Source organism: Glutamicibacter sp. AGC46, from assembly GCF_053543715.1.
Map to the genome: position 1 here is coordinate 20,152 of NZ_JBLVOJ010000005.1, position 10,657 is coordinate 30,808.

Here is a 10,657-nt window from a genome sequence, read left to right on the forward strand (position 1 = left end):
AGGTTCCACTGTTCTCTCCGCTCCCAGTTGCACGGCCCAATTCCTAAGCGACTTGGGGTCTGGTTCTAGGTTCAGGGATTACCATTGATCAGATCCAATAATTAGATCCGATGATTCAGTAAGTGCTACTTATGATTCCTGCTGAGATGCATATCGACCGCAGGGAACGTGCTAGAAATTATCTTTTCGAGCGCCTGCGACATCAGGGTTAATGGACTGCTGTCTTCCATTACAAGAGAAATTTGCGAGGTAACTTGCGGATCATCCAGCCTGTAAAGCTCAATACCAGGCAGAGCTCCCAAGGGTGGCAACCACTGGCGCGGAACTATGCTGGCCCAGTTCCCGGTGGACACATGCGCGAGCAACGTGACTATCGAGTCGCATTCGATTCGCGGCGAGACTACCAGATCGTGCCGGCTGAGCGTCTGGTCGAGGACCTGGCGCCCTCGAAGAGATGAGTCGAGGAGGCATAAGGGCAACTCCAACGCCGTCGCCCAAGCCGTCGTTGCGCCCTCGGGGAGCATCCCCGGCGCAGTGAGCAGCACATGTTCCTCGGCATAGAGCGAATAGACCAGCAGTCCAGCTAGGTCCTGCGGCTCCGCGTAGATAAGGCCCGCGTCAAGCTCGTAGTTCCTGATCTGACGGACGATGTCCGCCGAATGGAGACTCGCCTGGACGTTGATGCCCACTTGCGGATGCGCACGGGCAAACTTGTCGGTGAGGGCTGCAACAGTTGAAGAGGCAGCAGGAACCGTTCCCAATCGAAGTGTTCCATTCAGGCCATTCTCGTAATGGGAGATTTCCTGTCTCAGCGAGGCATGGTCGTTCAGGATTTTCCGAGCCCATTTGAGAACCGTCTCGCCTTCAACGGTCAGCCCTTGGAAGGCATGGCCCCGGCGGACCTATGGCGCGCCCAGTTCCTTTTCGAGTTTCCGAATGCCCTCTGATAATGCTGGCTGGGAGACCGAGCATTCTTCAGCTGCCCGGGCAAAATGTCCCTCATTGGCCAGTGCCACCAGATATTCCAACTGTCTAAGCATCATGTTCATATTGCATCATTTCCTGCAGGAACAAGTGCTATCGATGGCCTGGGGGCGTGCCGCAGCGGTTCGATCAGAAGCAGGCCTGGCAATGCAAAAAAGACCCCGGCACCGGCAGTGAAAATCTGCCAGATGCCGGGGTCTTCGCGACTCAAGGTCCTACTCGGTTTCTTCCTTTGCTTCCGGTGCCATGTCACTGGCCACCGTGGCTCCGGCCGCTACCGCGAGCACCGCAGCCGTATCCGGATTCGCATCCACATCCTCGGCCGGGCCGGCGAACTGCGACTGGTACAGCCGGTAGTAGGCGCCCTGGGTCCCCAGCAGGTGCTCGTGGTTGCCCTGCTCCACGATCCGGCCGGACTCCATCACCAAGATGGTGTCCGCGTCGCGGATCGTGGACAGCCGGTGGGCAATCACGAAGCTGGTGCGGTCGCTGCGCAGCGCAGCCATCGCCTGCTGCACCAGCAATTCGGTACGGGTATCCACCGAGCTGGTCGCCTCGTCCAGGATCAGCAGCGACGGGTTGGCCACGAACGCGCGGGCGATGGTGATCAGCTGCTTCTCGCCGGCCGACACGTTGGTGCCTTCCTCGTCGATGATGGTGTCGTAGCCATCGGGCAGCGCGCGCACGAAACGGTCCACGAAGGTCGCCTTCGCGGCCGCGATCACTTCCTCATCGGTCGCATCCAGCCGGCCATAGCGGATGTTCTCCATGATGCTTCCGCCGAAGAGCCATGCGTCCTGCAGCACCATGCCCACCTTCGAGCGCAGATCAGCGCGGGAAAGATCGGTGATATCGCGGTTATCGAGCATGATCTTCCCGGAATTCAGCTCGTAGAAGCGCATCACCAGGTTCACCAGCGTGGTCTTGCCCGCGCCGGTCGGGCCGACAATCGCCACCGTGTGCCCCGGATCCGCGTCGAAGGACAGGTCCTCAATCAGCGGCTTGTCCGGGGAGTAGGAGAAGGACACGTTCTTGAAGGAGACATGCCCGTCGGCACGGGCAGGAAGGCTGTCCTGCGCGTGATCCGGTTCCTGTTCCTCGGCGTCCAGCAGCTCGAAGGTGCGTTCAGCCGAAGCCACGCCGGACTGCAGCATGTTCGCCACGCCGGCAATCTGGCCCAGCGGCTGGGTGAACTCGCGGCTGTACTGGATGAACGCGGTCGCGTCGCCCAGGCTCATCGTGCCCGAAGCCACGCGCAGCCCGCCCACCACGGCGATGCCCACGTAGGCCAGGTAGGACACGAAGTTCATCACCGGCATGATCATGCCCGAGACGAACTGGGCGCCGAAGCTGGCCTTGTACAGTTCCTCGTTGCGCGCGGTGAAGCGGTCCACCATGTCCGCTTCGCGGCCGAAGACCTTCATCAGCTCGTGGCCGGAGAAGGATTCCTCGATCTGCCCGTTCAGCGCCCCGGTGTTCTTCCACTGCGCGGTGAACAGCTTCTGCGCCCGGGTGCCGATAATGCCCGCGGCAGCTGCCGAAAGCGGCAGGGCCACCAGCGCGATCAGCGCCATCTGCCAGGAGACCACGAACATCATGATCACGATGCCGATAACGGTCATGGCCGAGGAGACCAGCTGGCTCAGCGCCTGCTGCAGCGCATTCTGGATGTTGTCCACGTCGTTGGTCACGCGCGAGAGCAGATCGCCGCGCTGGCGCGTGTCGAAGTAGTTCAGCGGCAGCTTGTTGATCTTGTCCTCGACGTCCTTGCGCAGGTTGTAGACCACGCGCATGACCAGCTTGTTCAGCAGCCAGCCCGAGGCCCACGAGAAGAGCGAAGCGACGAAGTACATGGAGAGCACGATCAGGATGTACTGCGAAAGCTGGGTGAAGTCGATGCCCTGCCCGGGGACGAAGTCCACCTTGGAGAGCATGTCGGCCTGGGTTCCCTGCCCGGAGTCGCGCAGCTGCTGGATCACCAGCTCCGCGGGCGTGCCGGCCGGGATGTTCTTGCCGATCAGCCCGGCGAAGATCACGTCCATGGCCTTGCCCAGGATCCGCGGTGCGATCACCGAGAGCACCACGTACACGGTGATCAGCGCGAACACCAGGACCATGCCCAGCTTGTACGGGGACATCAGCCCGACCAGGCGCTTGGCCGATGGCCAGAAATGCTCGGCCTTGCGTACCGGGGCGCCACCGCTCCAGTCGTCGGCTCCCGCCGCGGCATCGAATTCATTGACGTCCGCAAGCTCGCTTTCGAGCTGTTCCGGATCGATATTCTTCTGCTTCTTCGCCATTTAGGCCACCTCCTCCACGCTCAGCTGGGATGCCACGATTTCCTGATAGGTTTCCGAGGTTTCGAGCAGTTGCTCGTGGGTACCCCGGGCCACGATTTCGCCATGGTCCAGGACCAGGATCTGGTCCGCACCGGTAATGGTCGATACGCGCTGGGCCACGATGATCACCGCGGCGTCCTTGGTCGGTTCGGCCAGGGCCGCACGCAGCCTGGCATCGGTGTTCACATCCAGTGCCGAGAACGAATCATCGAACAGGTAGGTGCTCGGCTTCGCGGCCAGGGCCCGGGCAATGCACAGGCGCTGGCGCTGGCCACCGGAAACGTTGGTGCCGCCCTGGGAGATCTTCGAATCCAGCTGGCCTTCGCGTTCGGCGACGAAACCGTCGGCCTGGGCCACTCTCAGCGCATCCCACAGGTCATCTTCGGTAGCGTCCTGGGCGCCGAAGCGCAGGTTGCTGGCGATGGTCCCGGAGAACAGGTAGGGGCGCTGCGGCACCGCGGAGATGTTCCGCGAAATGGTGTCGCGTCCCAGTTCCCTCAGCGGCACCCCGCCGATCAGGATCTCGCCTTCGGTGGCGTCGTAGAGCCGCGGGATCAGGTTCAGCAAAGTGCTCTTGCCGGCACCGGTGGAGCCGATGATGGCAGTGGTCTGCCCCGGCTTGGCGGTGAAGGAGATATCGTTGAGCACCGGCGCCTCGGCGCCGGGGTATCCGAAACTGACGTTCTTGAATTCCACGGTGCCCGGGGTGGGCAGCGCGAGCTGCCGTTCGGCGGCGTCGAGCATGCTCGGCTCGCTGTCCAGCACCTCGGAGATGCGGTCGGCCGAAACCATGGCACGGGGAATCATCATGGCCATGAAGGTACCCATCATGACCGCCATCAGGATCTGCAGCAGGTACTGCAGGAAGGCGGTCAGCGCGCCGACCTCCACCTGGTTGTTATCCACCCGGTGCCCGCCGAACCACAGCACGGCGGCGGTGGACAGGTGCAGGATCATGGTGATCGCCGGGAACATCAGCACGAACAGGTTGCCGACCTTGACACCGAGGTCGGTCAGCTTCTGGTTGGCGTCTGCATAGCGCTGCGTCTCATGCTCTTCGCGCACAAAGGCGCGCACCACGCGGATGCCGGTGATCTGCTCGCGCAGCACGCCGTTGATCCCGTCGATGCGGGTCTGCATATCGCGGAACAGCGGCATGAGCTTGATGACCAGCAGGCCCACGACTATGAGCACCAGCGGTACCGAAACCCAAACGAGCCAGGACAGTCCGGGATCTTCGCGGATCGCCATGATCACGCCGCCGATGGACATGATCGGCGCGGTGATCATGAAGTTCAACGCCATCAAGGTGAGCATCTGGATCTGCTGCACGTCGTTGGTGCCGCGGGTGATCAAGGTGGCGGCGCCGAATTTGTTGACGTCCTGTGCCGAGAAGGTCGAGACCTTCTCGAAGACCGACTGGCGGATGTCGCGGCCCACGCTCATGGAGGTCTTGGCCCCGAAATAGACGGCGGCCACCGCGGTGGCTACCTGGATGAGGGCCACCACCAGCATCAGTCCGCCGGTACGCCAGATGTAGTCGATATCGGCTTTGACCACGCCGACGTCGATGATCCTGGCGTTCAGGCTAGGGAGATAAAGAGTGGCCACGGTGGTGGCCAGCTGCAAAATGACTACGGCAATGATCCACCCCGTGTACGGCTTGGAGTGTTTCAAGATGAGCTTGAGAAGCATGTGGAAAATCCTCGCTGGCATCAAGCTCTCCGGCATGCTGGACCTTCGGATTAAGGGCAGCGTGATTGAAGAGCGATTGCCAGTCTAGCGCTCGCCTTGGACACTTTGAATCATCCTTGCGATTGATTTTTATCAATCACTGGCAGGCGCCCGCATCCCCACAGGATCCCGGGCATGGTGGCGTTAATCATAAACCGTGTATTTACCGGCAGGACAGGTGCCGGTTACTTGCCGCCAGCTCCTCTTGCGGCGGACATCACCGTACTGCCTAGTCCGGTGCCCCGTGGCCCAGATAGGCCAAGGCGGCCACCACCTGGGCGCGGGTTCCGGTTTCCAGGGTCGGATAGATCACCGGGGCGAAGAATGGCGAGTGGTTCGCCGGGATCTTCGAGGCAACGGTGCCCTCGGCGACCGCCGCCCGGTAGGCGTCCGGATCGGCGCAGCCCACGGTCCAGTAGACGTACGGGATCCCGAAGGCATCGGGAATGGTGCTGAAGTCTTCCGAGGCGGTGGCCGGGTCAGCCTGGTAGACCTGCCCGTCGGCGAAATGCTCTTCAAAGGCCTTGGTGACCTTCTCGTTGGCCGCCGCGTCATTGCTGGTCAGCGGGAACTGGTCGTAGAACTCGAAGTCCGGTTGCTTGGGCGAGCCGGCCGCGGCGCATTCGCCACGCACGATGCGTTCGATGGAGTCGATGACGCGCTGGCGCAGCTGGAGATCATAGGTGCGGATATTCAGCAGCAGCTGGGCCCGGTCCGGGATGATGTTCGCGGCACTGCCGGCATTCAACGCGCCGACCGTCAATACGGCGAACTGCCCGGGCCGGGTTTCACGCGAAACAATGGTCTGCAGCTTGAGCACGATGGACGAGGCCAGGACTACCGGGTCCACCGAATTATGCGGCATCGAGCCGTGGGCACCGCGCCCGTAGACGGTGATGCGCAGGCTGTCGCCGGCGGAAAGGATCGGTCCCGCGGTGGTGCCGATTTTCCCGGCTTCGACAGGCATCACGTGCTGGGCCAGCGCCACATCGGGCTTCGGTATCCTCTCCACCAGCCCATCGGCCACCATGGCCTTGGCCCCTGCGGCGGTTTCCTCGGCTGGCTGGAACAACGCCAGATAGGTGCCGAACCAGCTCTTCTGGTTCCCGGCCAGGAACTTGGCGGCGCCGAGCAGGGTGGCCATATGCATGTCATGGCCGCAGGCGTGCATGGCACCCGGGACCGTGGAGGAATATTCCAGCCCGGTGTCCTCGGCGACCGGCAGGGCATCCATGTCGGCCCGGGCCAGTACCGCCGGCCCGTCGCCATTGCGCAGGACCCCGACGATTCCGGTGCCTCCGATCAGGCAGGTTTCATAGCCCAGATCCTCGAGTTCCTCGCAGATTCGCGCCGAGGTCTCGTGCTCGGCCAGGCCCAGCTCCGGATGCCGGTGGAAATGCTTGTAGAGCTCCTCCTGCCAGGGCAGCTGCTCCAAGATCGAGGCGGTGATTTCCTGTGCAGTGCCCATCGGGTTCCTTCCATCGCGCCCAGCTGCGCTGAGCCCCAGGGTCCCGCTGGCTAATTCGTTTTCAATCTATCCCCTGGCCGGCAGGACAGTCCAGAATCCGGCCGATTGCAACGGGAGCCAGATCCGGCGAGCGCTGGTGCCGCTAGCGGTCCCGTTCGGTGCAGATGCAGAACCTGTTGCCCTGCCGGTCCGTGGCCACGGTGAAGCTCGGCGCATACTGGGCATCGAGGCCGGCGCTTTCGCTGCCCAGCGCCTCGAGGACCGGCTCGCTTTCGGAGAATGGGACCCACACATCCAGATGCAGGCGGTTTGGGTTCGGGACCGGTGTTTCCTGGAACCAGATGCCCGGCAACCTGCCCGCTGGATCGGCAAGGCTGCCGTCGGGCTGCTCGCGGTAGCCCAGGCCAGCGGCCCACTGTCCGGATATGGCTTGGGCGTCGTCGGTGTCGATGCCGATTTCCACCACCTTGATCAAATCCAGTCGCGCTTTGGCATGCAAGGCGGCGGCCCGCTGCGAGATTTCCGAGGCCAGCGCGAGGTCCCTTTCGGTGATGTCGCCACCGGCGTCGTGGGACACTGTCGAAACGAACAAGAGGTTGTAGCGCCAGTCCACATCCGGATGGTGGTTGGCCATCTGCGCTGCGCCAGCGATGTCGCTGAACAATTCGATGGCCTCTGCCGAGCTCTTGGCCTCATACACGGTGCAGAGCTTGCCGGCCAGCTTGCGCCACTGCGGCAGAGTCTCCAGCCGGGAGGCCAATTCGGTGCTTTCAATGCGGTCGTTTACGGTCATGTTCTCCTCCTTTTGGTGCAACTGTGGCACCACTTCCGGGCCGGCTCAAGCGGTCGGCCGCAATGCACAGGTTGGCGCCAGCGCCAGCCGCTGCGAACTGGATGCCGCCTGTGAACCGGAACTCGGCTGGTCCTGGCGCGGGCGAATCGGCTTAGCCTCGATAGGAATAGCGCAAGGAGGGCAGAATGCCATGCTGAACATCTTCCAGGCCAAGATCGACGACTCGACGCTGGATGACATCACCTCGGAGGACAGCAATCGCAGACGCCGGCTGCTGAGCCTCGCCACTCTGCTCGTGATTGCAGCCTTCGTGCTGGCGGCTCTGCTCGGCGCATTCGACCAGAAGAAGAGCATGGAACAACAGGCCGCCGGCTTCGCGGTCCAACTGCAGTATCCCGCGGTGGTCCGTGCCGGCAATGAAATCCAGCTGAGGGTTGAGATCACCTCTGCCAACCCCTTGCCCGAGACCATCACGCTGGACCTGAGCGAGGACTATCTCATGCTCTTCGAGGACTTCTCGGCCTTTCCCGAACCCGAGTCCGAGTCGAGCCGAGCTGATGGAACCATTGAATTCGAGGTCGCCCCGGCACCGGGGTCGCGGCAGATGGTGGCCACCCTCACGGGCCGGGCTTCGGACGAATGGTCGCCGAGCGCCAAGGGCGTGCTCGGAATTACGGTCAACGGCGAAAGCACGGACATGAAGATCAGAACTTGGAGGATCCCCTGATGGAAATAGTCATCCGCGCAGCCACCGCCTTCATCATCCTGTGGCTGGTTACGCGCGCCGCCGGCAGATCGACCCTGGGCGAGCTCAGTTCCTTCGAGCTGGTGCTGTTCGTCGTCCTGGGCGACCTGGTGCAGCAAGGGATCACCATGGAGGACCGTTCGCTCACCGGCAGCTTGCTGGCAGTATTCACCATGGTGGTCCTGGCCGCTGCACTGAACTTCGCCAACATGCGCTGGCCCAAGCTGGGCAAGCTGATGCAGGGCCGCCCGATTGTGCTGATCCGCGACGGGGTCCTGGACCGCAAGGCCCTGCACAACGAGCGCATTGGGCTGGACGAATTGAGCATGCTCGCCCGCCAAGCAGGCATCGAGAACTACAGCAGCATCCGGCTGGCGATCCTGGAAGCCAGCGGCAAGATTTCCTTCTTCACCCAGGAAGCCGAATCCCGTCCGTGACCATTTAATGCAATTGGAAGAAGGGGCATCCCTGCACGGGATGCCCCTTATGCGGTTCTCAGCCCGCCGGCGCGCTACTGCTGATCGGGTGTTTCGCGCTGGTCCGGCAGGTTGGCGGTTCGCTCGGCGTCCAGGCCTTGCTCGTCATCCTGGGCGGGGTAGTCCAGCAGCGTATCGTCGACCGGACGCTGCCCGTCAATCGGTTCGGGTAGCAGCGTTTCGGGATTGAGCGCCAAGGGATCGCCGTCGTTTTGCTCCAGCACCCGGTCTGCTCCGCGCAATGGATCCTCGGCGTCCTGGGCCTGGGGTGCATCCGATGAGCCAGCCGCCGGCTGGCTATCGCGCCCATCCAACGGCTCGTCCGTGTCCGAGTCCTTGCGCACGTCGTCGAATTCAGAATTATTCAGTGACATTCCAGCTCCTTCTCGTGTTTCCAATCGGTAATGATTTCCGAGGTGGTCTTCAGCTTCTGCCGATGCTGTTTGCGCATGAATTCCAAGGTAGTCCCTTCGAAATCCGGGTCGGCCGATGCTGTGGCGTCGGTGGCCACCGCCACCGGCAAGTTCGCAGCGAAGGCATCGGCCGCTGTGGCGGAGATGCACGTCTCGGAGGAGACCCCGGCGATCACCAGCGAACTGGCGCGGTGCTGCAGCAGCAGGTCCTTGAGCGCCGTATTCCAGAAAGCGCTGTCCCTGCGCTTGACCACCTCGATGGCCCCGTCCAGTTCCAACTCCGCCAGATACGCGGCCTGCCCCGTTCCTTCGAACAGGTAGCCCTGGTCGTCTTCGAGCATCTTCAGCGTCCATGTGGATTTATCTTCCTTGTGCACGGTGCGCACGCTGATCACCGGGTATCCGGACGCTCTCGCCGCCACGGCCAGCTGGTTGCAGCGGGCTGCCAGATCCTGGCGGGCCAGTGCCAGAACCGGATCCTCGAAGAATCCTTCTTGCAGGTCAATGAGCAGCAGCGCAGGGTGGCTGAAGTCGCTTGTCGCGCTCATGGCTCAGCGTGTTCGGCGCAGTGCTGGCAGCAGTACGCCTTCTGGACGTCGTGGACAGCGTGGCCCAGAATGGCGCAACCGCAGTGCGCGCACCTTTCGGCCATGGCGTGGATGGCGCATTCGAAACTGTCGAAGCGGCCAGAGCGCCCGTTCCGGCTGAGCGTGAACACCGTTTCACTTGCATTGCCGCAGATATCGCAGGTCTGCATGGATTTCCTCCTGAACTCGGCTGGGTTTATCGCTGGCTAGCGATCCCCGTCGTCTTCGGCATACTGGTCATCCGGAGAATCGTCGAGGTCGGGATCGGCTCCTTGGACAGAAGCCATTCGATTCCCGGGCTGCTCTTGGCCCTCTCCTGCGGTTTCCCCGGAATCAGCTGGCAGGTGCTCGTCGTCGGGTTGCCCCAGCGGCCAGAGATTCTCAACCAGGTCCTTGTCGGGATCCTTGAATCTGTCGGCAGCATGCGAAATGGCATCTTTGGCTTTGTCGATGAATCCCATGGTCATTCTCCTCACGTTGCGTTTCCCGGTTCTCTACCAACTACCAGCTATCGGCTGCACAAGTACATGATTAATCAGCTGTTGCCAGAGTCGACGGTGCGCATCTGCAAGGACGCTGGCAACGGTTGATTCGGGCACTCCAATGCTGAACCGTGGAAAGCGTCCCACAGGAACACGCGAAAGGAGCAAGACCATGGTTGCAGCCAAGGAACTGATGACCTCCCCGGCAAAATGCGTCAAGGAGCAGGACTCGATTCAAGTGGCCGCCCAGATGATGAAGGACCTCGGGGTCGGCATGCTGCCGATCTGCGGCAAGGACAACCGCCTGGCCGGCACGATCACCGACCGCGACATTGTCATCAACTGCGTTGCTGACGGCGTCGTGACTTCCAGCACCAAGGTGGCCGATTACGCCCAGGGCAAGCCGGTCACCATCGGAGCAGACGACTCGGTCGAAGAAGCCATCCGCACCATGCAGGAACACCAGGTGCGCAGGCTTCCGGTCATCGACGGGCATTCGCTAGTCGGCATGCTCGCCCAAGCAGACGTCGCCCGCTACTACGACGAGCAGAGCACCGGCAACCTGGTCGAAGGGATTTCCCAGGACTAGGATCTCCCAGCCCAGCCGGACCACAACGCAGAGCTTCCGGGGAAACC

Annotated in this window: 12 protein-coding genes; 4 read left to right on the forward strand and 8 right to left on the reverse strand. The window is 62.3% G+C overall.

From position 1 onward, the window contains the following. Nucleotides 1-125: 125 nt before the first annotated feature. The 6 genes from ACNPM8_RS01025 to ACNPM8_RS01050 all read right to left on the reverse strand — a co-directional run bounded on the left by ACNPM8_RS01025 (nucleotide 126) and on the right by ACNPM8_RS01050 (nucleotide 7,318). Nucleotides 126-875, reverse strand: coding sequence for a LysR family transcriptional regulator substrate-binding protein (locus tag ACNPM8_RS01025; RefSeq protein ID WP_448939132.1), 750 nt, complete (start codon nucleotides 873-875; stop codon nucleotides 126-128). Nucleotides 876-902: 27 nt separating this feature from the next. Further along, nucleotides 903-1,040: a LysR family transcriptional regulator gene (locus tag ACNPM8_RS01030; RefSeq protein ID WP_448939053.1), complete on the reverse strand. Its 138-nt coding sequence runs from the start codon at nucleotides 1,038-1,040 to the stop codon at nucleotides 903-905. A 159-nt stretch (nucleotides 1,041-1,199) separates the two neighbouring features. Next, a complete protein-coding gene (locus ACNPM8_RS01035; protein WP_448939054.1) occupies nucleotides 1,200-3,284 on the reverse strand; it encodes an ABC transporter ATP-binding protein in 2,085 nt (694 codons plus the stop codon). Further along, a complete protein-coding gene (locus ACNPM8_RS01040) occupies nucleotides 3,285-5,018 on the reverse strand; it encodes an ABC transporter ATP-binding protein (RefSeq protein ID WP_448939055.1) in 1,734 nt (577 codons plus the stop codon). A gap of 268 nt (nucleotides 5,019-5,286) precedes the next feature. Continuing rightward, nucleotides 5,287-6,525: an amidohydrolase gene (locus tag ACNPM8_RS01045; RefSeq protein WP_448939056.1), complete on the reverse strand. Its 1,239-nt coding sequence runs from the start codon at nucleotides 6,523-6,525 to the stop codon at nucleotides 5,287-5,289. 142 nt (nucleotides 6,526-6,667) lie between these two features. Next, nucleotides 6,668-7,318, reverse strand: coding sequence for a 4a-hydroxytetrahydrobiopterin dehydratase (locus ACNPM8_RS01050; RefSeq protein ID WP_388023578.1), 651 nt, complete (start codon nucleotides 7,316-7,318; stop codon nucleotides 6,668-6,670). 190 nt (nucleotides 7,319-7,508) lie between these two features. On the opposite strand from ACNPM8_RS01050, the gene ACNPM8_RS01055 reads away from it, so the two are divergent. Beyond that, on the forward strand, nucleotides 7,509-8,045 hold the full coding sequence (locus tag ACNPM8_RS01055; RefSeq protein ID WP_388023581.1) for a hypothetical protein: 537 nt from the start codon (nucleotides 7,509-7,511) through the stop codon (nucleotides 8,043-8,045). Beyond that, nucleotides 8,045-8,500 carry a DUF421 domain-containing protein gene (locus ACNPM8_RS01060; RefSeq protein WP_133834812.1) on the forward strand — a complete coding sequence of 152 codons (456 nt, stop codon included), beginning with the start codon at nucleotides 8,045-8,047 and terminating at the stop codon, nucleotides 8,498-8,500. Before ACNPM8_RS01055 ends, ACNPM8_RS01060 begins: the two co-directional genes overlap by 1 nt. 74 nt (nucleotides 8,501-8,574) lie before the next feature. On the opposite strand, the gene ACNPM8_RS01065 is transcribed toward ACNPM8_RS01060, so the two are convergent. Next, the gene (locus ACNPM8_RS01065; protein WP_448939057.1) at nucleotides 8,575-8,913 is read right to left on the reverse strand and encodes a hypothetical protein; all 339 of its coding nucleotides are present in this window, start codon (nucleotides 8,911-8,913) and stop codon (nucleotides 8,575-8,577) included. Beyond that, nucleotides 8,904-9,500: a cysteine hydrolase family protein gene (locus ACNPM8_RS01070; protein WP_388023587.1), complete on the reverse strand. Its 597-nt coding sequence runs from the start codon at nucleotides 9,498-9,500 to the stop codon at nucleotides 8,904-8,906. Before ACNPM8_RS01070 ends, ACNPM8_RS01065 begins: the two co-directional genes overlap by 10 nt. Here ACNPM8_RS01070 and ACNPM8_RS01075 point away from each other — a divergent pair. After that, nucleotides 9,488-10,129 carry a hypothetical protein gene (locus ACNPM8_RS01075; protein WP_448939058.1) on the forward strand — a complete coding sequence of 214 codons (642 nt, stop codon included), beginning with the start codon at nucleotides 9,488-9,490 and terminating at the stop codon, nucleotides 10,127-10,129. The two genes, ACNPM8_RS01070 and ACNPM8_RS01075, sit on opposite strands and share 13 nt — an antisense overlap. A gap of 64 nt (nucleotides 10,130-10,193) precedes the next feature. Then, entirely contained in the window at nucleotides 10,194-10,610 is a 417-nt protein-coding gene (locus tag ACNPM8_RS01080) for a CBS domain-containing protein (protein ID WP_105656079.1), read from the forward strand. Nucleotides 10,611-10,657 lie beyond the last annotated feature (47 nt).

What these genes read in the sequence shown, in the direction of transcription:
- ACNPM8_RS01050 (WP_388023578.1), bottom strand. Translation starts at nt 7,318, where the DNA reads ATGACCGTAAACGACCGCATTGAAAGCACCGAATTGGCCTCCCGGCTG.
- ACNPM8_RS01055 (WP_388023581.1), top strand. Translation starts at nt 7,509, where the DNA reads ATGCTGAACATCTTCCAGGCCAAGATCGACGACTCGACGCTGGATGAC.
- ACNPM8_RS01060 (WP_133834812.1), top strand. Translation starts at nt 8,045, where the DNA reads ATGGAAATAGTCATCCGCGCAGCCACCGCCTTCATCATCCTGTGGCTG.
- ACNPM8_RS01065 (WP_448939057.1), bottom strand. Translation starts at nt 8,913, where the DNA reads ATGTCACTGAATAATTCTGAATTCGACGACGTGCGCAAGGACTCGGAC.
- ACNPM8_RS01070 (WP_388023587.1), bottom strand. Translation starts at nt 9,500, where the DNA reads ATGAGCGCGACAAGCGACTTCAGCCACCCTGCGCTGCTGCTCATTGAC.
- ACNPM8_RS01045 (WP_448939056.1), bottom strand. Translation starts at nt 6,525, where the DNA reads ATGGGCACTGCACAGGAAATCACCGCCTCGATCTTGGAGCAGCTGCCC.
- ACNPM8_RS01080 (WP_105656079.1), top strand. Translation starts at nt 10,194, where the DNA reads ATGGTTGCAGCCAAGGAACTGATGACCTCCCCGGCAAAATGCGTCAAG.
- ACNPM8_RS01035 (WP_448939054.1), bottom strand. Translation starts at nt 3,284, where the DNA reads ATGGCGAAGAAGCAGAAGAATATCGATCCGGAACAGCTCGAAAGCGAG.
- ACNPM8_RS01040 (WP_448939055.1), bottom strand. Translation starts at nt 5,018, where the DNA reads ATGCTTCTCAAGCTCATCTTGAAACACTCCAAGCCGTACACGGGGTGG.
- ACNPM8_RS01030 (WP_448939053.1), bottom strand. Translation starts at nt 1,040, where the DNA reads ATGCTTAGACAGTTGGAATATCTGGTGGCACTGGCCAATGAGGGACAT.